Origin of the sequence: Streptomyces sp. GC420, from assembly GCF_009916105.1 — a bacterium.
In the GTDB taxonomy this organism is placed as follows: domain Bacteria; phylum Actinomycetota; class Actinomycetes; order Streptomycetales; family Streptomycetaceae; genus Streptomyces.
The window spans coordinates 1-21,291 of the sequence record NZ_JAAAXQ010000106.1 but is presented as its reverse complement, the minus strand read 5'-3'; the positions used below and the strand labels follow the sequence as shown (position 1 = coordinate 21,291).

Genomic DNA, 21,291 nt, shown 5'->3' with positions numbered 1-21,291 from the left:
GTCCGGCGGTCCGGCGGCAGTGCCCCGGGGCTGCTGTCCGGCGGCGGTCCGGTGGGGTCAGATGCGCCAGGAGCGGATGCGGTCCGCCGCGTCGTACGCGTCGGCGCGGCCGGAGTCGATGTCGCGGGCGAGGTCGATCAGCGCCCCGTACGGCGCGTCGAGGCCCTCGCCCGCCGCGTCCATGTATGCCACTGCGATCGCGGCGCCGAAGAGGGCGTTGCGGGCCGGCAGCGGGCGCAGCCGGATGATGGCGTGCATCAGGGCCGCCGCGCGCCAGGCGTTGTCGACGGTCGCGCCGACCCTGGGCGTGTTGACGCGGTGACGGCCGACGGCCGCCACGAGGTTGGAGAAGTCGTGGACGGCCGGGTGTTTGGGCAGGACCTCCGTCTGGCGCTCCAGCAGCCAGCGGATGTCGATGAAGAGCTCCATGCTCAGGCGGCCCGCCCGGGCGCGTCCAGCCGGCCGGGGGCGTCCTCCGGGAAGGCGCGGTCGAACGCGTCGCCGTGTTCGGCGACGAAGGCGCGGAACACCTCGGCGGCGCCTTCGAGGCGCGGATCGCGCACCGCGTCGTGCGCGGCCTGCGTGATGAGCGCCGTCACCGTCGTGCCCTCGGCCTCCGCCCGCTCCTGCAGCAGCGCGTGGAGCTGGTCGGGGACCCGGATCGTCACTGACTTCGACATGCCCCGACCGTACAGCAAGCCGTACAGCACAGGGAAGGGCCCGCCCCGGCGGGCCCTTCACGCGTCAGCGGGGCGACGGCCTCCGCATGCCCCAAGCACTCCCCGGGAGTCGGCGCTCCCGGGCCCGCCCGGATCCGCCGCGCGGACTGCGGCCCCCGGCGCGTCCCACGAGCGAACTGCCCCTCTGCGTACCCCTCCCGCGCGCAAGGATGCCGGGTGATCACCCGCGCGGGCCGCGGAAGCCGGCGGATCCGCCTGCCGTGACCGCGCCGGCGGGGCTTCCCGCACGTCCGGCCACGACTGGGAGGCCGAAGCCGGGAGCCTCGCCTCGGACCCCGGGGAACCGCCGTGCGCGGAACCGGTCGTGCGGAGGCCGGCCGGCGAACCGCGCGGCGATGCCGGCGTGGCCGGTCCGGTGCGCGGCGGGTCCCGCCGGCACTGGCACTGCGTGCGGCTGCCGGCACCTGCCGTGCAGTGCGGACGGACACAGTGCGGGCGCCCCTGCCAGATCTGCCGTCGCGGCCGGAGATCGGTGTGCGCCGCACCGCCTCGGCCCGCGGCGCGGCAGCCGTTGACACCGAGGACCGCCCGCCCGTGGAGGGATACGGACGGGCGGCGCGCGAGCGGAGTCGCGTGGAGCGGGACGCCGACAGGCCCAGCGCCGCGCCCGTCGCCGCGCGGGACGGCACCCGGCCCGGCTCGCGGGCTTCCGCGGCGCAGCCGGGCAGGAGACGTGCCGGACCTCGGGCACAAGTACCCCGTCCGTGGGCCTACATGGCGCCCGTCGTCGTGAAATCGTGGATCACGGGGCCTGCGAACAGCCCCGCGCGAAGGGCCCCGACGGGCCCGCCTGCCCGCCCCGCCCTGCACAAGCGGCTCTTTAGAGGCCCCCCGCAGGATTCGAGCGAACAGTACGCGTCGGCATCGGGCCGGCAGTCTCGGAGAGGTCAGCGATGCGCGTTCTTTTCACCATCTTTCCGACAACGGCACATCTGTATCCGGCCATTCCGCTGGCCTGGGCGCTGCAGAGCGCCGGCCACGAGGTCGTGGTGGCGAGCCCCGAGGGTGTGGTGGACCCGAAGGTGATCTCGAACATCACCTCGGCCGGCCTCACCGCGGTGTCGCTGGGCGGCAAGGAGGAACTCACCGCCTCGCTGGCACCCCTCATGGCCAACGCGGGCCCCAACCGGCCCACTCTGGCCCTCGACCCCGAGGACGAGAACGCCTGGCGCACGGCAAGGGCCGTGCTGGGGGGCATGTTCAACGCGTACTACCCGCGGGAGTCCGCGGAGGGTGCTCGCCGGCCGATCCTCGACAACCTGGTCGACTTCGCCCGGGAGTGGCGCCCCGACCTGGTGCTGTGGGACCCGCTGGCGCCGACGGGGGCGATCGCCGCCCGCGCCTGCGGCGCCGCCCACGCACGGCTCCTGTTCGGCATGGACAACATCGGCCTGATCCGCTCCAGGACCCGCCAGGAGCTGGCCGATCCGTCCTCCGGCCTCACCGAGGACCCGTGGATGCCGTGGCTGGGCCCGGTGCTGGAGCGCTACGGCCTCGACTTCACCGAGGAGACCATGGTCGGCCAGTGGACCCTGGACCTGACCCAGTCCCGGATGCGCAACCCGCTGGACCTGACCTACGTCCCGGTCCGCCGGGTCCCGTTCACCGGGGCCGCCACGCTCCCGGACTGGCTGCACGCGCGGCCGGAGCGGCCTCGCGCGGTGCTCACCCTCGGGGTGAGCCGCCGGCTGCTCGCGGGCCGGCACAGCGGCTTCCCGATGCGGGAGTTCTTCGAGTCCGTGTCCGGCCTGGACCTGGAGCTGGTCGCCACACTGAACAGCGAGCAGCTGGCCGCCGTGGGCACGCTCCCGGACAACGTACGCGCCATCGAGTACGTGCCGCTCAACCAGTTGCTGCCGACCAGCTCGGCGATCATCCATCACGGTGGAGGCGGCACGTTCTCCGCGGCCGTGGCGTTCAGGGTGCCGCAGTTCGTCGTGCCTCTGCCGATGTGGGACGAGATGGTCACGGCCCGGTACGTCGTCAGCCGGGGCGCGGGACTGGCCGCCGACCCGGCGGCGATCGACGTGGACAGCATGCAGAAGGACCTCGTGCGGCTCATCGGGGAGCCCTCCTTCCAGCTCGGGGCCCGCGGCCTGTACGAGGACATGCTGGCCGCCCCGGCGCCGAAGGACGTGGTGCCGGTCCTGGAGAGGCTGACCGCGGAGCACCGCGGCTGAGCGGCCGCCGGCCGCCACCGAACGGCACCGGCGCTCCGCCGGAGCGGCGGTCGCACGGCCGAGTGGCCCGAGGGGGCGGCGGGCTCCGGCCCGTACGTCATGAGCCGAGTTCCGGAAGAAAGGCGAGTGAGCCGTGCGCATCGCGGAAATGACCATCCCGGGCACATTCCTGATCGAGCCGGATCACATATCCGACGATCGGGGTGTGTTCTACGAGTCGATGCGGTCCGACGAGCTGGAGCGGTCCGCTGGGATCTCCTTCCGGCCCCGCCAGATCAACTACTCGGTGTCCAGGCGTCACACCCTGCGCGGCATACACAGCGTCAGCATCCCTCCGGGTCAGGCCAAGTTCGTCACCTGCGTGCGGGGGGTGCTGCGGGACATCGTGGTCGACCTGCGGGTCGGTTCACCCACCTTCGGCCGGCACCAGGTCAACGAACTGGACGCCGCCTCGGGCCGGTCCGTGTACGTGCCCGAAGGGGTCGGCCACGGATTCCTGGCGCTCACCGACGACGCCTGCATCTGCTACGTCGTCTCCAGTACCTACGTTCCCGGAACACAGATCGACATCAACCCGCTCGACCCGGACCTGGACCTGCCCTGGGACTGCGCCGGGACACCGCTGATCTCGGAGAAGGACGCGAAGGCTCCCACGGTGGCCGAGGCCATGGCGGCCGGCACGCTGTCCGACTTCGCCGCCGTCTGACGCGGCGGTGCCCCGCGCCGCGCCGGCCGCCGGCCGCCGGCGCGCCGGGGCGACGTGAACGGCCGAACGCTCCGAACCCCGTCGCACCAGACCGAGAAGAGGCATCACCCCCATGAATCGAGAGGACCTCCCATGAAGGCTCTGGTGTTGGCCGGCGGATCGGGCACCCGCCTACGCCCCTTCAGCTACTCGATGCCCAAACAGCTCATCCCCGTGGCGAACACGCCCGTTCTGGAACACGTCCTGACGAACATCCTGGACCTGGGCGTGACCGAGGTCGGGGTCGTCGTCGGTGACCGCGCGCACGAGATCCAGCAGGTGATCGGCGACGGCTCACGGATCGGTGTACGTGTCACCTACATACCGCAGGACGCACCGCGCGGCCTCGCCCACGCCGTCGCCATCGCCCGGGACTTCCTCGGCGACGACGACTTCGTGATGTATCTGGGCGACAACATGCTGCCGGAAGGCATCGCCGGCATCGCCGAGGAGTTCGCCGCCAGGCGCCCGGCCGCGCACGTCGTGGTGTACAAGGTCCCCGACCCGCGGGCCTTCGGCGTCGCCGAACTGGGCCCGGCGGGCGAGGTGCTGAACCTGGTGGAGAAGCCGCAGCAGCCACGCAGCGACCTGGCCCTGATCGGCGTGTACTTCTTCACCCCGGCCATCCACGATGCGGTGGCGGCCATCGAGCCGAGCGCTCGCGGCGAGCTGGAGATCACCGACGCCATCCAGTGGCTGGTGACCTCGGGAGCGGATGTGCGGGCCGGCCAGTACGAGGGTTACTGGAAGGACACCGGCAACGTGGATGACGTGCTGGAGTGCAACCGTCATCTTCTCGGGAGCCTGCGGCCGTCGGTCGAGGGGGAGGTCGACGCCGCGAGTGTGCTGGTGGGTCCGGTCGTCGTGGAGAAGGGGGCGCGCATCGTGCGCTCCCGCATCGAGGGGCCCGCGATCATCGGCGCCGGGACGGTCGTGGAGGACAGCCACATCGGCCCGCACACCGCCATCGGGCGCGACTGCGCGGTGACCGGCAGCCGGCTGGAGGACTCCATCGCGCTGGACGAGGCGTCGGTGACCGGTGTCCAGGGCCTGCGCAGCTCGGTCATCGGGCGCTCCGCCTCCGTCGGCACCACCGGGCAGGGCACCGATCGCTACCGCCTGGTCGTCGGCGACCACACCCGAGTGGAGGTGGCGGCATGAGGATCCTCGTCACCGGGGCCGCCGGTTTCATCGGCTCCAACTTCGTCCGCAACCTCCTCGCGAACGCCTACGCAGGCTGGGAGGACGCCCAGGTCACGGCCCTGGACAAGCTGACCTACGCGGGCAACCGCGACAACCTGCCCGCCTCGCACCCGCGCCTGGTATTCGTCCGGGGCGACATCTGCGACCGCGACCTGATGCGCGAACTGCTGCCGGGGCACGACGCGGTGGTGCACTTCGCCGCGGAGTCCCACGTGGACCGTTCGCTGGAGGGCGCGGGCGAGTTCTTCCGCACGAACGTCCTGGGCACCCAGACACTGCTCGACGCGGTGCTGGAGAGCGGCGTCGAGCGGGTCGTGCACGTCTCCACCGACGAGGTGTACGGCTCGATCACCGAGGGGTCCTGGACCGAGGACTGGCCGCTGCTGCCGAACACCCCGTACGCGGCCTCCAAGGCCTGCTCCGACCTGGTGGCCCGCACCTACTGGCGCACGCACGGGGTGAACCTGTCCATCACCCGCTGCTCCAACAACTACGGCCCTTACCAGCACCCGGAGAAGCTGATCCCGCTGTTCGTCACCAACCTCCTGGAGGGCCGGCAGGTCCCCCTGTACGGGGACGGCCGCAACATCCGCGAGTGGCTGCACGTGGACGACCACTGCCGGGGCATCCACCTCGTGCTCCAGGGCGGCCGGGCCGGCGAGATCTACAACATCGGCGGCGGCAACGAGCGGACCAACCGCGCCATCACCGAGCACCTGCTCGAACTGACCGGCACGGGCGAGGAGATGATCCGCCACGTCGCCGACCGCAAGGCACACGATCTGCGGTACTCCATCGACGAGTCCAAGATCCGCCAGGAGCTGGGCTATGTTCCGCTGACCGGCTTCGAGGAGGGGCTGGCCGCCACGGTGGCCTGGTACCGCGACAACCCGGACTGGTGGAAGGCCGTCAAGTACGGAGCGGACCGTGCTGGGGGCTGAGGGGCGCCGGCAGCCGGAGGACGGGGGTGAGGCCGGGCTCTGCGTGGTGGTGCTCGGCGGCACCGGCTTCCTGGGCCGCCACATCGGCGAGGCGTTCTCCGCCCGCGGGGCCCGGGTGCACCTGGTGTCCCGGAGCCGGTCGGAGGGCGGCACGACGGACCCCCGCTGCGTGGCGCTGGACCTGCTGGCCGCCGGCCCCCGGGAGCTCACCGGCTTCTTCGCCTCGGCGGCGCCCGACGTGGTGGTCAACGCGGCGGGCCGCGCCTGGCGGGCCACCGAGGCCGAGATGGCCGCCGGCAACGCCGAACTGGTCGACCGGGTCACGCAGTCGCTGGCGGGGCTCCCCCGTGCGCCCCGGCTGATCCAGCTCGGCAGCGTCCACGAGTACGGCGCCGGAACTCCGGGCACCGGCACCTCCGAGGAGCAGGAGCCCGCTCCCGTCACCCCGTACGGGCGCACCAAACTCCTCGGCACGCAGGCCGTCGTGCGGGCGGCGCGGGAGAGCGGAGTGGACGGTGTGGTGCTCCGGCTGGCCAATGTGCTCGGCGCCGGGGCCCCGGCGGGCAGCCTCTTCGGCATGGTCGCCGCGCACCTCGGCGAGGCCGCCCGTACCAGGGCGCGGGGCGGGGAACCGGCCGAGCTGCGGCTCCCGCCGCTGACCGCCCGCCGCGACCTCGTGGACGTGCACGACGTCATCGACGCCGTCCGTGCCGCCGCCACCGCGCCGGGGACGGACGTCGCCGGCCAGGTGATCAACATCGGCCGGGGCGAGGCGGTGCCGATGCGCCCGCTGATCGGCCGGATGATCGGACTCAGCGGCGTGGACCTCCCGGTCACCGAGTCCGGCGCGGACCGGCCGGTGGCCCGCACCGACGTCGACTGGCAGCAACTCGACGTCTCACGGGCGCTCCGGCTCCTGGGCTGGCGGCCCCGCCGCACGCTCGACGCCTCGCTGTGCGACCTCCTCGACGCCGAGATGCCCGCACCCGTACCCGTACCAGTGCCAGTGCCGGTACCCGTGCCGGTCAACGGAAGGAAATGACGATGAGCGACCACAAGGAACTGGTACTGGACGCGGTCCGCGAGTACCACCGGGAGACCGCCCCCGACCGGGAGTTCGTGCCGGGCGTCACCGAGATATGGCCCTCGGGCGCGGTGCTGGAGGAAGAGGACCGGGTCGCACTCGTCGAGGCCGCCCTGACCATGCGCATCGCCGCCGGGCACAGCTCCAAGAAGTTCGAGTCCGCCTTCGCCAAGCGGCTGGGGCGGCGCAAGGCCCACCTCACCAACTCGGGCTCGTCGGCGAACCTCCTCGCGGTCTCGGCCCTCACCTCGCACCAGCTGGGCGACCGGCGGCTGAAGCCGGGCGACGAGGTGATCACCGTCGCGGCGGGCTTCCCCACCACGGTCAACCCGATCCTGCAGAACGGCCTCATACCGGTCTTCGTGGACGTGAGCCTGACCACGTACAACACCACGGCCGACCGGGTGGCGGCGGCGATCGGCCCCAAGACCCGGGCCATCATCATCGCGCACGCGCTCGGCAATCCCTTCGAGGTCGCCGAGGTGGCCCAGCTCGCCAAGGACCACGACCTGTTCCTCATCGAGGACAACTGCGACGCGGTCGGCTCCACCTACGACGGGCAACTCACCGGGTCCTTCGGCGACATGACCACCGTCAGCTTCTACCCCGCGCACCACCTCACCATGGGCGAGGGCGGCTGCGTCCTGACCTCCAACCTCGTCATGGCGCGCATCGTGGAGTCGATGCGGGACTGGGGCCGGGACTGCTGGTGCGAACCGGGCAAGAACAACACCTGCTTCAAGCGCTGGGACTACCAGATGGGTGCGCTGCCGGCCGGGTACGACCACAAGTACATCTTCTCGCACGTGGGTTACAACCTGAAGGGCACCGACATCCAGGCGGCGCTGGGCCTCACGCAGCTCGACAAGCTGGACCGGTTCATCGAGGCCCGGCGGCGCAACTGGCGGCGGCTGCGCGAGGGCCTGGACGGTGTACCGGGCCTCATTCTTCCCGAGCCGACCCCGCGCTCCGAGCCCAGCTGGTTCGGATTCGTGATCACCGTCGACCCCGAGGCCACCTACGGGCGCGCCGAACTGGTCCACTTCCTGGAGGACCGGAAGATCGGCACCCGGCGGCTGTTCGCCGGCAACCTCACCCGGCAGCCGGCCTACATCGGGCAGCCCCACCGCGTCGTCGGCGAGCTCACCAACAGCGACATCATCACGGAGCACACCTTCTGGATCGGCGTCTACCCGGCGCTCACCGACGAGATGGTCGACTACATGACCTCCACCATCAAGGAGTTCGTGGCCCAGCACGGCTGAGCCCGACGGACCGCCCCCAGCCAGAGATCAGGACGACGACGACAATGGACATTGTGGGAACCGGGTTCCTGGCGCGGAGCCTGCGTCCGCTGGCCGGCCGGCATCCGGACACCGTGGCCCTCGCGGCGGGGGTGTCCTTGACGAACGGCGCCTCCGACGCCGACTTCGCGCGGGAGGCCGCACTGCTGCGCGATGTCGCGAAGCAGTGCGCGGCCAACGGGCAGCGGTTGCTGTTCTTCTCGACGGCCGCGACCGGAATGTACGGGCGCGCCGACGGCCCCGGCAGGGAGGACGTCCGGGTGACCCCCTGCACCCCTTACGGCGCGCACAAGTTCGCGCTCGAGGAGCAGCTGCGAGAGTCCGGGACCGACCACCTCATCCTCCGGCTCGGGCACCTGGTCGGCCCGCACAACCGGGACCACCAGCTCGTGCCCGCGCTGCTGGGGCAATTACGCGACGGGGTGGTGCGCTTACACCGCGGTGCCGCCCGCGACCTGATCCACGTCGGTGACGCGATGACCCTCATCGACCGGCTGCTCGACGCGGATCTGCGGGCCGACACCGTCAACGTGGCCTCCGGATTCGCCGTCCCGGTGGAAGACATCGTCGACCATCTCGCCCGCGCCCTGGGGCTCACGGCACGCAAGGAGTACCTGGACACGGGCGTCCAGCACGACATCTCCACGGAGAAGCTGCGCGCCCTGGTCCCCCAGGTGGCCGAGATGGGCTTCGGCCCCGACTACTACCGCCGGGTCCTGAACGACTTCATCGCGGCCGGACATGCCTGAACCGGTCGCGTACGCACAACGAGAAAGGCAGGGAGTTTCTCCGATGCCGTCCCGCACCCTCCAGTCGCGTGAGGACAAGAGCCTGCCCGCCCGCATCGCCCTGTCGGCAGCCGCCACCCGGGGCGCGCACCTGCGCACCGAGGACTTCGGAGGCTGGCTCGCGGAGCGGGGCAGGGCCAACACCTTCCGGGTGGACCGCATACCGTTCGCCGAGCTGGACGGCTGGTCGTTCCAGGAGACCACCGGAAACCTGGTGCACCGCAGCGGCCGCTTCTTCAGCGTCGAAGGCCTGCACGTCACGGAGAAGGGGGAACCGTACGGCGACGGCCCCTGCACCGACTGGTACCAGCCCATCATCAAGCAGCCCGAGGTGGGCATCCTCGGGATCCTCGTCAAGGAGTTCGACGGGGTGCTGCACTTCCTGATGCAGGCGAAGATGGAGCCGGGCAACCCCAACCTGCTCCAGCTCTCGCCCACCGTCCAGGCGACCCGCAGCAACTACACCAAGGTCCACAAGGGCGCGGACGTCAAGTACATCGAGTACTTCGTCGGGCCGGGCCGCGGCCGGATCGTCGCGGACGTCCTCCAGTCCGAGCACGGCTCGTGGTTCTACCACAAGTCCAATCGCAACATGGTCGTGGAGGCGGTGGGCGACGTCCCGCTGATGGACGACTTCTGCTGGCTCACCCTCGGCCAGATCGGCGAGCTGCTGCACCGGGACAACACGGTCAACATGGACTCACGTACGGTGCTGTCCTGCCTGCCCTTCGAGGACACCTCTGCCGGCGCGCTGTGCTCCGACATCGAGCTGCTCTCGTGGATCACGGGCGAGCGCACACGGCACTCGGTGCGGGCCGAGCGCGTCCCGCTGGGCACGATTCCCGGCTGGAAGCGCGGTGAGAGCGCGATCGAGCACGAAGCGGGCCGCTACTTCAGCGTCGTGGCCGTGTCCGTGCGGGCGGAGAACCGTGAGGTGACCGGCTGGACCCAGCCCCTGTTCGAGCCGGTCGGCCAGGGCGTCACCGCCTTCCTCGTCCGCGAGTTCGACGGCGTCACGCACGTACTGATGCACGCCCGGGTCGAGGGCGGGTTCCTCGACACCGTGGAGCTGGGCCCGACCGTGCAGTACACACCCGACAACTACGCCCACCTGCCCGCCAGAGAGCGTCCCCTGTTCCTGGACACGGTGCTGCGCGCCGGCGCGGACCGCATCCGCTACGAGGCCGTCCATTCCGAGGAGGGCGGCCGCTTCCTCAACGCCGAGAGCCGCTGCCTGATCGTCGAGGCCGGCGAGGCCGACGCCCCGCCGGACCCGCCGCCCGGCTATGCCTGGGTCACCCCCCAGCAGCTCACCTCCCTGGTCCGGCACGGCCACTACCTCAACGTCCAGGCCCGCACGATGCTCGCCTGCCTCAACGCGACGGCGGTGAGAACCCGATGACCGGTCCCGTGCGCGTAGGCGTGATGGGGTGCGCGGGTATCGCGGTGCGCCGGATGCTGCCCGCCTTCGCCGAGTGTCCCGGCACCGAGATCGCCGCGGTCGCCAGCCGGGACCCCGCCAAGGCGCAGCGGGTCGCGGAGCGATTCGGCTGCCGCCCCGTCCACGGGTACGCGGAACTCCTCGAGCTCGATGACGTGCAGGCCGTGTACGTGCCGCTGCCCGCGGCCATGCACGCCCAGTGGGTCGAGGCGGCCCTGAACGCGGGCAGGCATGTCCTGGCGGAGAAGCCGGTCACCACCGACCCGGCGGACACCGAGCGGCTCGTGAAGCTGGCCGGGGGCCTGGGCCTGGCCATGATGGAGAACGTCATGTTCGTCCACCATCCCAGGCATGAGGCGGTACGGCGTCTGGTCGCCGACGGTGCGATCGGGGAACTGCGTTCGTTCCACTCGTCTTTCACCATCCCCCCGCTGCCGGACGACGACATCAGGTACTCCCCCGAACTCGGCGGCGGGGCACTGGCCGACGTCGGGGTCTACCCGCTCCGCGCCGCCCTGCACTTCCTGGGCCCCGAACTCGACGTCGTCGGCGCCCGGTTCTCCCAGGGCCCCGGGCGGCGCGTCGAAACCTCGGGCGCCGCGCTGCTGAGCACGCCCGGCGGGGTCACCGCGCAGATCACCTTCGGCATGGAGCACGCGTACCGCTCGGTGTACGAACTGTGGGGCAGCGGGGGCGGCATCACCGTCGACCGGGCCTTCACCCCGCCGGGCGACCACGCCACTGTGATCCGCCTCCACCGGGGCGGGAACGTCGAGGAGATCCGGCTGGATCCCTTCGACCAGGTGGCGGCCACCGTCACCGCCTTCGCCACCGCCGTACGCGCGCGGACCGTCCCGGACAACCGTGACACCTTGCGGCAGGCAGCCCTTCTCGACGAGATCCAGCGATCCGCGTCACACGGAAAACCCACAGGAACCGGATGAGCAGCCTCTGCCCGCGCCCTTCGGCGATGACCGGCCGAGGAGCACCGGCAGGGCGTGGAAGGAGATATGCGTGCCACGTCACATCGCGTTCTTCAATTTCCCGGCCGTAGGCCACACCAACCCCACGATCGGCCTGATCGAGGAGCTGGTGAGGCGGGGCCACCGCGTGACCTGCACCGTCACCGGGCATTTCGCCCCCATGGTGAAGGCGGCCGGGGCCGAGCCGGTCCAGTACGAGTCCGTCTTCGGCGACTTCTACCGCAGCCCGTCGACACCCGAGGCCGTCGCCGGGGAGGGCCTGCGGAGCCTGAACGAAGCGACATCCCTCCTGGAACAGGTCGGTCCGTTCTACGAGAAGGACCGGCCCGATCTCATCGTCCATGACTTCATGGCATGGGGAGCGCGATTCTTCGGCGCCAAGCACGGCATTCCGCTGGTCCGGCTCTACCCGGTCCTCGCGGCGAACGAGCACTTCTCACTCCGCAAGAGATTCCCGGTGGCGGGGATGAACGACCCGCGGATCATCGAATCGGCGAAGAAGCTGGCCGGTCTGCTGCCCGGCTTCGGCCTTCCGCCCGACCCCATGGGATTCCTGGAGCACATCGAGCAACTCACGATCGTCTTCGTCCCGCGCGACTTCCAGTACGCCGGCGAGACCTTCGACGAGCGGTTCGTCTTCGCCGGGCCCTGCATCGCCGAACGCCCCTATCAGGGCACCTGGCAGCCCGCCTCGGCGGACCGGCCCGTCCTGCTGATCTCGCTCGGCACGGCCGCGACGGGCTGGCCCGAGTTCTTCTCGACGGCCGTCGAGGCCTTCCGCGACTCCGAGTGGGACGTCCTCATGACCGTCGGCGACAACGCCGATCCCGCCGCCTTCGGGCCGCTGCCCGCGAACATCGACATACGGCGGTACGCGCCGCAGCTCGACGTGCTGCGCCACGCCCGCCTGTTCATCACCCACGGCGGCATGAACAGCACCATGGAATCGCTGTATCACGGCGTGCCGATGGTGGTCGTACCGCAGTCGAACGAGCAGCGGGCGAACGCCCTTCGGGTGGAAGAACTGGGCCTCGGCCGCCATCTGGCCAAGGAGGACGTCACGGCTCAGAGCCTGCGCGAGACCGCCGCCCGGGTGGCCGCCGACGCGTCCGTCGCCGACCGTGTGCGGGCCATGCGGGAGGGCATGCGCTCCGTCGACGGTCCGGCCGTCGCGGCCGACGCCGTCGAGGCCTACCTGGCGGGCACCGGCTGATCGCCGCCGGGCGCCGAGCGCCGAGGGCGGCCTCGCACTCCGCCCGCGCGCCGGCGCGCGCCCCGACGCATCGAGTCCTGCGGCACCGCGCCACGACCGCGCGGCCCTGCGGACCCGGCGCCTTCCTCCCGCACGCCGTCCGGCGCACCGCGCTCACCGTCCGGCGGCACCCTCGCGGCAGCCGGGCCCGGGCGGCCGCGAGGACGGCCGGGCAGGGCGGCAACCGGGCGGCCCTGCCCGGGTTCCTGCGGGCACGGCGGCCACCAGGTCGAACGCCGAGCCGGGCCTCCGGTCGCCCGGCGGGCGCGGGACCTCCGCGCCTGTCCACGGGCCGGCATCCTCATCAGTGCCGTACGGCCCTCGCCGCAAGGCCGTACGGCACTGGCCGGCACCGTTCCTCCCGGCGTTGTCTGGGGGTGTCGGAGGAGGCCGCCATGAACACAGTGAGTCCTGTCTCACCCGCTGCCGTAGGACCACGACGAGCGGCGGCACTCGCCCTCGCCGCCCTGCTCGTCACCTCCCTGGCGTCCGGCTGCGGCTCGGACGGCGGCGGAAACGGCGATGCGGGCGGAAAGGCGCCCGGCAGCTCGCAGGGCGCGACCGAGAGCCCGGGCGGTGACAGCGGCGGCTCGGAGGGAAGCACGGCCCCCGGCGCGGACGACTCGTCCGCCGCGCCCTCGGCCCCCGGTTCCACCGCGCCGGGTACGAAGCCCGCCGCACCCGGCGGCACCACGGCCCCGCGCAAGGTGCGGGTCGCCGCCTACTTCATGCACGGCGAGAAGGTCTCGCCCGCGCCCCGCACGGTCACGGCCCCCGCAACGGCCGCCGGTGCCGTCCGTGCGCTGCTGGCCGGGCCCAACGCCTATGAACGGCAGCACGACCGCACCACGGCGATCCCCAGCGGCACGAAGCTGAACTCGATCGCCCTGAAGAACGGTGTCGCCACCGTGGACCTGTCCGGGCGGTTCGACGACGGGGGCGGCAGCCTGTCCATGCAGGCCCGGCTCGCACAGGTCGTCTTCACGGCGACCCGGTTCTCCTCGGTCAAGCAGGTGTCCTTCGAACTCGACGGCAAACCGGTCAAGGTGTTCGGCGGCGAGGGCATCGTGCTGAACGGCCCGGTCGGTCGCGCCTACTTCGAGGACCTGTCCCCGGTCGTGCTCGTCGAGTCGCCGATGATCGGGGAGACGATCCACAGCCCGGTGCGGGTGTGGGGCACCGCCAACACCTTCGAGGCGACCCTGCGGCTGAAGCTGAAGGACTCCGCCGGCAAGACCGTCGCCAACCCCTACGTCACGGCCACCTCGGGCACCGGCACCCGGGGCACCTACGACGTCACCGTCCCCTACAAGACCACGCACCCGGGCGCCGGCCTGCTGATCGCGTACTACGACTCGCCCGAGGACGGCCGCCCCGCGGGCGTGGACACGATCCCGCTGAACGTCGGCCGGTGACGGCCGCTCCGCACGGCCGGCCGGCACGGGTGGGTCCCGCTCGGCCGGCACGCGCGGGTCCCGCTCGGCCGGCAACCGCGGGTCCTGCTCGGCCGGCACGCGCGGGTCCTGCTCGGCCGGCACGGGCCGGTCCTGCTCGACCGGTCCGCACGGCTGCCGCTCTCCGGCCCGCCGCGGGTGACAGCGACGGGCCGGGAGTGCGGTTCCCCGGGTCACGGTCCGCCGCAGAACTCCGCGTTGATCGCGTCGGTGATGATCCCGGTCTCGTCGAGCCGGTCGTTGTTCAGGCCCAGGGACATGACGTGCCGTCCGTCACGGGTGGCACCCATCCCTGTCTCGTATCCCTGGATCGATCCGGCGTTGCCGTACACGGTGACGCCGCAGGACGTGGTCGCGATCACCACGCCCAGGCCGTATGTGAACGTGTCACTGCCGGGGAACGACCCGGGGGTCGGCGTCAGCATCGCCCGCAGCAGCCGCTTCGGCAGCAGCCGGCCCGCGAGCAGCGCGGAGTCGAAGCGGTTGAGGTCTCCGACCGTGGAGATCATGTCGCCGTTGCCCGCGGCGAAGGAGGGGTTGTACTCGGTGACGTCCTCGGCCTGTGGCTGCCCGGAGTCCGACAGCGTGTACCCGTGCAGCGTTCGCCGGGCCCCCTCGGTCTCGGTTGTGGACGGCAGGAAGGCCTCGTGGGCCGGGGCGGCGGCCGGCGTCCGAGGTGCTCCGGGATCTCCGGGATCTCCGGGATCTCCGGGATCTCCGGGTACGGTCCCGGGAGCGCGGGCGGTGCGCACGAGACAGCCGGCAACTGCGGCGGCGCGGTGCGGCGACGGCGGTGCGGCGCGCGAAGGCGGAGACTGCATGAGCCGGCTCGCTCTCCTCGGAGACGTCCCCGTCCCAGCTTGGGTCACGGCCCGGCGGGCCGCTCCCCCGGCGGGCGCTCACTGGTACGACCGGGGGACCCGGGCCCACCGGATCCGGGTGGACTGGATCACGAGGAGTGCGCCGGTCCGTGAGCGGGGAGGCGGGACGTGTCCGCGCTCGCCCCGCCGGGAACGGCGAAGGACCGCGGCCCCGGAAGGCTGCGGCCCTTCATCAGCGGTTCACCGGTCAGTTGTCCGCGGCACCCCGGCGCTTGCGGGTGGCCCAGACGAGTCCGCCGCCGGCAACGATGACCACAGCGGCCGCACCTGCGATCAGCGGCGTCGCGCTGGACGATCCCGTCTCGGCGAGGCCGCCCGTGTCGGCGCTCGGCTCGTTCGACGGCTCCGCCGCGGCGGAACTCGTCTCCGGGGCCGGAGCCTCACTGGTCGGTGTGTCGGCCGGCGTGGGCGCCCCGGTGGTCGGCGTGGCCGACTCACTGGGCGTCTCGGACGGCTTCGGCGTGTCGTCGTCCTCACACACCGGGGCCGTCTTCGTCTCGTCGACCGAGAACTGCTTGCCGTCACTGGCCTCCAGCACGAGCCGCACGTCCACCGGCTCGCTGTGCTCGGGGAGTTCCAGCGTCTTGTGGAACTCGTCGCCGAACGTCTCGGTCGGCAGCAGGTCCTTGCCGTCGGCGGTGATCGTAACGGTGTTCGAGGAGTTCTTGCCGTAGGCCGTGAGGTCGACGGTCACCTCGGAGCACGTGACGTTCCACCTCGGCGTGTGGGCCTGGGCCGAGCCGGCGAAGACCCCCAGAGTCGCGGTGCCGGCCATCGCTGCCACGGCAAACGCCGCCGCCATGCGCCTTGTTCTGTCTCTCTCGGTCACAGAGATCCTCCAGAAAGGTCCCCCCGTCCAACAAGTGCCAGCACACTACCGCCACGCCGGCCTCCCCCGTCACCCGGCTCCCTCTCACAACCCGCGCTCGTGAACGGGCAGTTCAGAGGCCCGGAGAAGCCGCTTCCAGGTGGCGGCGACCCGTTGGCGCTGCTCGCGGCCGGCACCTCGGTGCACCCGGCACCTGCCGCCCGGGCGCACGCCGGGCCAGGCGGGTTCGACGGCATACAGCGCGGGGGCGTACGGCGGTCCCGGGCCGGTTCGCCCGGGTCCTCAGGAAGCGCGGACGAAGGTGACGCGGAACATCTTCGGCCACAGCTTCCCGGTGATCAGGAACTGATCGGTGCCGGAAACCGCTGCGATGCCGTTCAGTACGTCCGCACGGCGCTTCTCGCGGTCCGTGAGGAGACCGGAGGCGTCGATCTCGCCCGTGACCGTGCCGGTTCGCGAGTCGATCCGCACAATCCGCTCGGACGCCCAGATGTTGGCGTACACGGTGTCGCCGACGCACTCCAGCTCGTTGAGGCGGGGCACCGGCCGGCCGTCGGCCGTGACGGTCACCTCACCGGTCTCGACGAGGCTGCGCGGGTCCCGGAAGACGAGCCGCGCGGAGCCGTCGCTCGACACCAGCCGGCGGCGCCGGTTCTGGTGGCACAGACCCCACCCTTCCTCCGGGTAACGGACCCGGCGCAGCTCGGCCAGGCTCTTTGCGTCACGTTCGATGGCGACATGGTTGCGCCAGGTGAGCTGCCACAGCGTGTCGCCGAGGACGGCGATGCCCTCGCCGAAGAGGGGGGCGGGAAGTTCCTCACGCGCCTCGGGCCTTCCGCCCGGCGGGCCCGCGAGGATCGCGGACTCGCCGACCACACCGGTGCTCTCGTACAGCTTCCCGCCCGCCAGCTCCAGCCCCTGGGTGAAGGCACCCACATCGTGGGGCAGCACCTCCAGCACCTTGACGTCCAGCTGTTCGATCCCGTCCGCCGCCTGGACGGGGGCGTGGGAGCCCTGGTGTCCCGCCACATGGCCAGGAACGCAGGAAGGGGCTACTTCGCCGGTGAGCACGGCCGCCACCGTGAAGGCGATCACCACAAGACGACGCATGGCGTCACCCTGCCACGCGGGCCGGGGCACTCCGGCGAACCGCGCCCGGACGTCGGCTCCCCACACCCGAACAGGCCGCACCCGGGCCGGCGGCGAGGCAGGAGCCGGCCGTGCCCCGCGCGGGGCGGACAGTACATGCGGGATATCCGCTGGTCCGCCCACCGGCTCCCGAGTGAGGATGCGCTCATGGAAAACACTCGGCTCACACACATACCGGAACCCGGAGGTGTCGCCCCCGGAACGGGCTACACCCATGTAGTGACGGGTTCCGGCCGCCTGATCGCGGTCTCGGGACAGGTGGCGCTCGACGAACGGGGAGAGGTGGTCGGGGCGGGGGACCCGGGCGCACAGGCGCGGCAGGTCTTCGAGAACCTGCGGCGCTGCCTGGCGGCGGCGGGGGCGACCTTCGACGACGTCGTGAAGCTCACCTACTACGTGACCGATGTCGGGCACCTGCCGGCCGTCCGCGCGGCACGCGACGAGTACATCGACACCAGCAGGCCGCCGGCCAGCACCGCGGTCCAGGTGGTCGCGCTCTTCCGTCCCGAACTGGTGCTGGAGGTGGAGGCGTTCGCCCTCGTCGGGGAGTGACTCCGCGGCGTAAGGATCACGGCGCCCGGGGCGGGGAGGCGTACGGACACGACGCCCGGGGCGGGGAGGCGTACGGATCTCACCGCCCGGGGTAGGAGTCCTCGTCCTGGGAGCGGGCAGAGGCCTCCGCGCTCCCGTTGATGCCCAGCTTCCGCCTGGCGCGCTGGTAGAACGTGGTCTCGCCGAGGCGCACCACGTGGGCGGCGGCCGGACACGCCGTGACGGTGATGTGGTCGCCGCCCCCGAGGTAGCCCGCCACCTGGCCGTCCACCTCGACGGCAAGGCGCCCCGTGGTCGGCAGGAGCCGGAGGCTGACGTCCTCGTCGGCCGGCAGAACGAGTGCCCGGTCGAAGGACGAGTGGGCGCTCGCGGGTACGACGAGGACGGCCTCGACCCTCGGTGACATGACGGGGCCGCCCGCCGAGAAGCTGTAGGCGGTGGATCCCGTGGAGGTGGCGACCACGACGGCGTCGGCCGAATAGCGGATGAACTCGTCGCCCTGGACGCGGACGGACACCGCGGCCATGCCCTGACCGGGCACGCGGACGAGCGCGATGTCGTTGAAGGCCTGGCACTCCTCGCCCTCGGGCAGGCACGTGCGCACGGCCATGCGCGGCTCGGTGGTGTAGGCACCGCTGTCGATCCTGGTCAGGGCGCGCCGCAGATCCCCCGTGTCCACCTCGGCGAGGAAGCCCAGGCGGCCCAGGTTCACACCGAGCACCGGCGTCGGTGTACCCGACAGCAGCCGCATGGAACGGAGCATGGTTCCGTCGCCACCGAGGCTGACCACCAGGTCGGCGCGGGCGACCAGGTCCCCGGCGGGCACGGGCACGGCGCTGCAGGCGATACGGCCGACCTCTTCGGGCAGTCCCAGCACCTCCGCCCGGTGCTCCCGCGCCCATTCGACGACGGTCTCGATGGTCGGTCCCGGGTTGCGCCGGGGGTGCAGGATGAGGCCGACGGATCCGATCCGGCCCACGGCGGGCTCCCTTCGGCTTCGGCTGAGGCACGCACCCCCATGGTCGCGCACCGTCCACGGTTTTTCCTGGCGCCCGGCCACGCTTTTCCGCGGTACCCGGCGGCGGCTGTCCCCGCACCCGGCGGCGCGCCCGGCCCGCGGCGCCCTGCCACCGCGACGGCCGCAGTACATGCCGCTCCGTGGACGTGCCGCACCGGGCTACCACCTCGAACACACTTCGCAGACACCCGCTCCGACCGGGCAGAACTCGTACCCGCACGCGCATGTGTCATGAGGGTTCCCGGGCCGGATTCCACCACCGCGGCACATGTGCGTAAGGGATTCACCCACCAGCAGGCGCCGCAGGCGGGCCACCGTGCACGCGGGAGCACCGCGCGGGAATCACACGTCCGGAGACCGCTCGACCGTCAACTATGCGTAGGCGGGGGCACCATGTCGCCACACATGTGGGTAACATCCACAACCATCCCAGCAACACACCCATATCAGGGAGCTGTCGTGGAAGCCCTCGCGGACAACACCAACATCAGGTCCCATTACGTGGCCCAGGTGAATGCGGACCTCGAACGCAACACCAGGGAGCAGGAACGTATCGGCGCCGAAATCGTTTCTTTGCAGGAGCAGTTGAAGAAACTGGAGCACGACCGGGAACTGCTGCTCGGCATGCAGCAGGCACTCGGAGGCGAAACAGCCGGTGACACCGGCACGGCAACGGAGGATGCCGCTCCCGCCGTCGAGGAACAGCCCGTGGTGCCCAAGGCCCGCAAGGCCAAGGAGGCCACGGACACCAAGAACACCACCAGGGCCGAGGACAAGGCCGCGGCCAGGGACACCGCCGGGGCCGGGACGACGAAAGCGGCCAGGAGCACCAGGAGCGTCAAGGCGACCGCCGGCAAGGGAAAGAAGAAGACGGCGCCGGCCAAGGCGGCCCCGGCCAAGGCGAGCCCTCGGCTGACCCGGCCGGCGAGCGGCCCGACACTCCGTGAACTCGTGCGCCGGCACCTCGTGGAGCGCTCCGAGCCGCGCTCCGCCATCGAGGTGACGGCGGCGCTCGGTGAGGCGTTCCCCGAGCGCACACTGAGCACCACCGTGGTGCGCAACACCCTCGAGTCGCTCGTCGCGAAGGGCGAGGCACACCGCACGAAGCAGCAGCGGTCCGTCTTCTACACGGCGGCCGGCTCGTCGTCGCCCGCCGCCGGTGACGGCGCGGGCGGGGCCGGCGAGGGCGGGGCCGGCGAGCCGGAGGCGGCCGCCGCCGGCTGAGCGGACTCACGGTCCGGCCCGGAACGGTGATCCCACCGTCTCGGGCCACCGCCGGCCCTTCCGGCCACGAGGCACCGCCGCACAGTCACCGAGCACGAGACGCGCCGCACAGAGCACCGCACACCTGGCGCCGGACACCGGGCCCGCACCCCGGTCGGCCGTCACCCGTCACCTCCGCCCCTGCCCCACCGGACCCCGCTGCCGCGCGGACGCCGCCCTCGTGGGCGATACTTGCGGACGTGGTGGCCGGTCGGCACCCGCAGGGAGTTCCCGGTCCCTCAGCGGGCAGAAGAACAGGTCCCCGAGCCGACGCACCCGACGGCGGCCGGGACACGGAGGTGATGGTCCCATGTGCCGGTGGCTCGCCTATTCGGGCACGCCCGTGTCCCTCGAAACCATCCTCTACAAGCCGGAACACTCACTGATCGACCAGAGCCTGCACTCCAGGATGGGGGTCGAGACCACCAACGGCGACGGGTTCGGGGTGGGCTGGTACACCGATACCGTGGACACCCCGGCGGTAGTCAGGGAGACAGGACCGGCGTGGAACAACCGCAATCTCAAAGAGATCGCGGGACATGTCCGCTCCCCGCTGTTCTTCGCGCACATCCGCGCCTCGACCGGTACGGCGATCCAGCAGACGAACTCCCACCCGTTCCGCCACGGGCGGTGGATGTGGATGCACAACGGCGCGATCGCCGACTTCCACCTCCTGCGCCGTGACCTCTGCATGGAGATCGATCCCGTGCTGTTCGACAGCATGGAAGGGTCGACGGACTCCGAGGTGATGTTCCTCCTGGCGCTCACCCACGGACTCGACCAGGACCCGCCGGGGGCAGTGGCGCGCATGGCCGGCCGGGTGGAGCAGCTGGGCCGCGAGCGCGGCATCGAGTTCCCTCTCCAGATGACGATCGCGGTGACCAACGGCTCGCGTACCTGGGCCTTCCGCTACTCCAGCGAGCATGCCTCGCGCTCGCTGTTCCTGAGCAGCGATGTCGACACGCTGCGCAAGCTGCACCCCGATGTGGCCTTCCTTCAGGAGGTCTCCGAGGAGACACGTCTCGTCGTGTCGGAGCCGCTGGGCAGTCTGCCCGGCGCGTGGCGCGAGATGCCGGAGAGCACGTACGCCGTCGTACAGCCCGGCAGGGACGAACTGCTCTCCTTCGCTCCCCAGCCCGTCTAGGGGGCCGTGGGTGAAACCCCGCGCGGCGGTGGCACCCTGCCTGGCCGTGCGGTGGATCCGGGCAGCCGCGGCGCCGCCGGGTCACACCGCCGACCACTCGTAGGGGCCCCCACCGCGCCACTCGATGAGCGGCGAGGTCGCCAGTTCCTCCTCCGTCAGGCCGATGCCCGCCTCCCGCAGGAATTCGGTGAGCTCCTTGAGGCTGTGGGCGAGCCCGATCACTTCGCCGTCGACGGTCACCCGCCGGCCTCCCAGCGGAGCGGGCGGGTGCACCACGACGCGAGCCGCGTTGCCCATGTCCCCAGAGTGCCCCCGTGCCGCCCGCACCGCAGCCCCGCCG

Annotated in this window: 21 protein-coding genes; 14 read left to right on the top strand and 7 right to left on the bottom strand. The window is 71.7% G+C overall.

The window, feature by feature from the left end; genetic code table 11:
• Positions 1–57: 57 nt before the first annotated feature.
• Together GUY61_RS15705 and GUY61_RS15700 are read right to left on the bottom strand one after the other, a co-directional pair.
• Positions 58–429 (bottom strand): toxin Doc, encoded by a 372-nt coding sequence (locus GUY61_RS15705; RefSeq protein ID WP_398955616.1) that lies wholly within the window; start codon positions 427–429, stop codon positions 58–60.
• Positions 430–431: 2 nt separating this feature from the next.
• The gene (locus GUY61_RS15700; RefSeq protein ID WP_166630778.1) at positions 432–680 is read right to left on the bottom strand and encodes a YlcI/YnfO family protein; all 249 of its coding nucleotides are present in this window, start codon (positions 678–680) and stop codon (positions 432–434) included.
• 953 nt (positions 681–1,633) lie between these two features.
• Here GUY61_RS15700 and GUY61_RS15695 point away from each other — a divergent pair.
• The 11 genes from GUY61_RS15695 to GUY61_RS15645 all read left to right on the top strand — a co-directional run bounded on the left by GUY61_RS15695 (position 1,634) and on the right by GUY61_RS15645 (position 14,076).
• Complete coding sequence (locus GUY61_RS15695; RefSeq protein ID WP_166630777.1) at positions 1,634–2,920, top strand: activator-dependent family glycosyltransferase; 1,287 nt, start codon at positions 1,634–1,636, stop codon at positions 2,918–2,920.
• Positions 2,921–3,053: 133 nt separating this feature from the next.
• Positions 3,054–3,626 carry a dTDP-4-dehydrorhamnose 3,5-epimerase gene (locus GUY61_RS15690; RefSeq protein WP_313896678.1) on the top strand — a complete coding sequence of 191 codons (573 nt, stop codon included), beginning with the start codon at positions 3,054–3,056 and terminating at the stop codon, positions 3,624–3,626.
• A gap of 132 nt (positions 3,627–3,758) precedes the next feature.
• Positions 3,759–4,826, top strand: coding sequence for a glucose-1-phosphate thymidylyltransferase (locus GUY61_RS15685; protein ID WP_166630776.1), 1,068 nt, complete (start codon positions 3,759–3,761; stop codon positions 4,824–4,826).
• Positions 4,823–5,809, top strand: coding sequence for a dTDP-glucose 4,6-dehydratase (gene rfbB, locus GUY61_RS15680; RefSeq protein WP_166630775.1), 987 nt, complete (start codon positions 4,823–4,825; stop codon positions 5,807–5,809). Before GUY61_RS15685 ends, rfbB begins: the two co-directional genes overlap by 4 nt.
• Positions 5,796–6,851 (top strand): NAD(P)-dependent oxidoreductase, encoded by a 1,056-nt coding sequence (locus GUY61_RS15675; protein WP_166630774.1) that lies wholly within the window; start codon positions 5,796–5,798, stop codon positions 6,849–6,851. Before rfbB ends, GUY61_RS15675 begins: the two co-directional genes overlap by 14 nt.
• A gap of 2 nt (positions 6,852–6,853) precedes the next feature.
• Positions 6,854–8,158, top strand: a complete 1,305-nt coding sequence (rfbH, locus tag GUY61_RS15670; protein WP_166630773.1) for a lipopolysaccharide biosynthesis protein RfbH — start codon at positions 6,854–6,856, stop codon at positions 8,156–8,158.
• A 44-nt stretch (positions 8,159–8,202) separates the two neighbouring features.
• Positions 8,203–8,946, top strand: a complete 744-nt coding sequence (locus GUY61_RS15665; protein WP_166630772.1) for an NAD(P)-dependent oxidoreductase — start codon at positions 8,203–8,205, stop codon at positions 8,944–8,946.
• 43 nt (positions 8,947–8,989) lie between these two features.
• Positions 8,990–10,387: an NDP-hexose 2,3-dehydratase family protein gene (locus tag GUY61_RS15660; protein WP_166630771.1), complete on the top strand. Its 1,398-nt coding sequence runs from the start codon at positions 8,990–8,992 to the stop codon at positions 10,385–10,387.
• On the top strand, positions 10,384–11,370 hold the full coding sequence (locus tag GUY61_RS15655; RefSeq protein WP_166630770.1) for a Gfo/Idh/MocA family protein: 987 nt from the start codon (positions 10,384–10,386) through the stop codon (positions 11,368–11,370). Before GUY61_RS15660 ends, GUY61_RS15655 begins: the two co-directional genes overlap by 4 nt.
• Positions 11,371–11,440: 70 nt before the next feature.
• Positions 11,441–12,622: a macrolide family glycosyltransferase gene (locus tag GUY61_RS15650; RefSeq protein WP_166630769.1), complete on the top strand. Its 1,182-nt coding sequence runs from the start codon at positions 11,441–11,443 to the stop codon at positions 12,620–12,622.
• Positions 12,623–13,056: 434 nt separating this feature from the next.
• Positions 13,057–14,076, top strand: a complete 1,020-nt coding sequence (locus tag GUY61_RS15645; RefSeq protein WP_166630768.1) for a GerMN domain-containing protein — start codon at positions 13,057–13,059, stop codon at positions 14,074–14,076.
• A gap of 212 nt (positions 14,077–14,288) precedes the next feature.
• Here GUY61_RS15645 and GUY61_RS15640 read toward each other — a convergent pair whose 3' ends face one another.
• The 3 genes from GUY61_RS15640 to GUY61_RS15630 form a co-directional block, all read right to left on the bottom strand.
• On the bottom strand, positions 14,289–14,936 hold the full coding sequence (locus tag GUY61_RS15640) for a serine hydrolase (protein WP_166630767.1): 648 nt from the start codon (positions 14,934–14,936) through the stop codon (positions 14,289–14,291).
• 247 nt (positions 14,937–15,183) lie between these two features.
• Positions 15,184–15,825, bottom strand: coding sequence for an LAETG motif-containing sortase-dependent surface protein (locus tag GUY61_RS15635; protein ID WP_166630766.1), 642 nt, complete (start codon positions 15,823–15,825; stop codon positions 15,184–15,186).
• A gap of 282 nt (positions 15,826–16,107) precedes the next feature.
• Positions 16,108–16,935: a glutaminyl-peptide cyclotransferase gene (locus tag GUY61_RS15630; RefSeq protein WP_166630765.1), complete on the bottom strand. Its 828-nt coding sequence runs from the start codon at positions 16,933–16,935 to the stop codon at positions 16,108–16,110.
• 186 nt (positions 16,936–17,121) lie between these two features.
• Between GUY61_RS15630 and GUY61_RS15625 the strand changes: the two genes are divergently transcribed.
• Positions 17,122–17,526, top strand: a complete 405-nt coding sequence (locus GUY61_RS15625; protein WP_166630764.1) for a RidA family protein — start codon at positions 17,122–17,124, stop codon at positions 17,524–17,526.
• 79 nt (positions 17,527–17,605) lie between these two features.
• On the opposite strand, the gene GUY61_RS41175 is transcribed toward GUY61_RS15625, so the two are convergent.
• The gene (locus tag GUY61_RS41175; RefSeq protein WP_313896677.1) at positions 17,606–18,505 is read right to left on the bottom strand and encodes an NAD(+)/NADH kinase; all 900 of its coding nucleotides are present in this window, start codon (positions 18,503–18,505) and stop codon (positions 17,606–17,608) included.
• A 498-nt stretch (positions 18,506–19,003) separates the two neighbouring features.
• Between GUY61_RS41175 and GUY61_RS15615 the strand changes: the two genes are divergently transcribed.
• Positions 19,004–19,768, top strand: coding sequence for a hypothetical protein (locus GUY61_RS15615; protein ID WP_208106037.1), 765 nt, complete (start codon positions 19,004–19,006; stop codon positions 19,766–19,768).
• A gap of 349 nt (positions 19,769–20,117) precedes the next feature.
• Positions 20,118–20,951, top strand: coding sequence for a class II glutamine amidotransferase (locus GUY61_RS15610; protein ID WP_166630763.1), 834 nt, complete (start codon positions 20,118–20,120; stop codon positions 20,949–20,951).
• Positions 20,952–21,032: 81 nt separating this feature from the next.
• Here GUY61_RS15610 and GUY61_RS15605 read toward each other — a convergent pair.
• Positions 21,033–21,291, bottom strand: a 259-nt coding sequence (locus tag GUY61_RS15605; protein WP_313896676.1) for a hypothetical protein, incomplete at its 5' end; no start/stop codon positions are given.

Bases quoted from the DNA above. Each gene is read 5' to 3' on its own strand.
- GUY61_RS15665 (WP_166630772.1), top strand. From the start codon at position 8,203: ATGGACATTGTGGGAACCGGGTTCCTGGCGCGGAGCCTGCGTCCGCTG.
- GUY61_RS15655 (WP_166630770.1), top strand. From the start codon at position 10,384: ATGACCGGTCCCGTGCGCGTAGGCGTGATGGGGTGCGCGGGTATCGCG.
- GUY61_RS15630 (WP_166630765.1), bottom strand. From the start codon at position 16,935: ATGCGTCGTCTTGTGGTGATCGCCTTCACGGTGGCGGCCGTGCTCACC.
- GUY61_RS15660 (WP_166630771.1), top strand. From the start codon at position 8,990: ATGCCGTCCCGCACCCTCCAGTCGCGTGAGGACAAGAGCCTGCCCGCC.
- rfbH (WP_166630773.1), top strand. From the start codon at position 6,854: ATGAGCGACCACAAGGAACTGGTACTGGACGCGGTCCGCGAGTACCAC.
- GUY61_RS15625 (WP_166630764.1), top strand. From the start codon at position 17,122: ATGGAAAACACTCGGCTCACACACATACCGGAACCCGGAGGTGTCGCC.
- GUY61_RS15695 (WP_166630777.1), top strand. From the start codon at position 1,634: ATGCGCGTTCTTTTCACCATCTTTCCGACAACGGCACATCTGTATCCG.
- GUY61_RS15700 (WP_166630778.1), bottom strand. From the start codon at position 680: ATGTCGAAGTCAGTGACGATCCGGGTCCCCGACCAGCTCCACGCGCTG.
- GUY61_RS15685 (WP_166630776.1), top strand. From the start codon at position 3,759: ATGAAGGCTCTGGTGTTGGCCGGCGGATCGGGCACCCGCCTACGCCCC.
- GUY61_RS15640 (WP_166630767.1), bottom strand. From the start codon at position 14,936: ATGCAGTCTCCGCCTTCGCGCGCCGCACCGCCGTCGCCGCACCGCGCC.
- GUY61_RS15645 (WP_166630768.1), top strand. From the start codon at position 13,057: ATGAACACAGTGAGTCCTGTCTCACCCGCTGCCGTAGGACCACGACGA.
- GUY61_RS15705 (WP_398955616.1), bottom strand. From the start codon at position 429: ATGGAGCTCTTCATCGACATCCGCTGGCTGCTGGAGCGCCAGACGGAG.
- rfbB (WP_166630775.1), top strand. From the start codon at position 4,823: ATGAGGATCCTCGTCACCGGGGCCGCCGGTTTCATCGGCTCCAACTTC.
- GUY61_RS15610 (WP_166630763.1), top strand. From the start codon at position 20,118: ATGTGCCGGTGGCTCGCCTATTCGGGCACGCCCGTGTCCCTCGAAACC.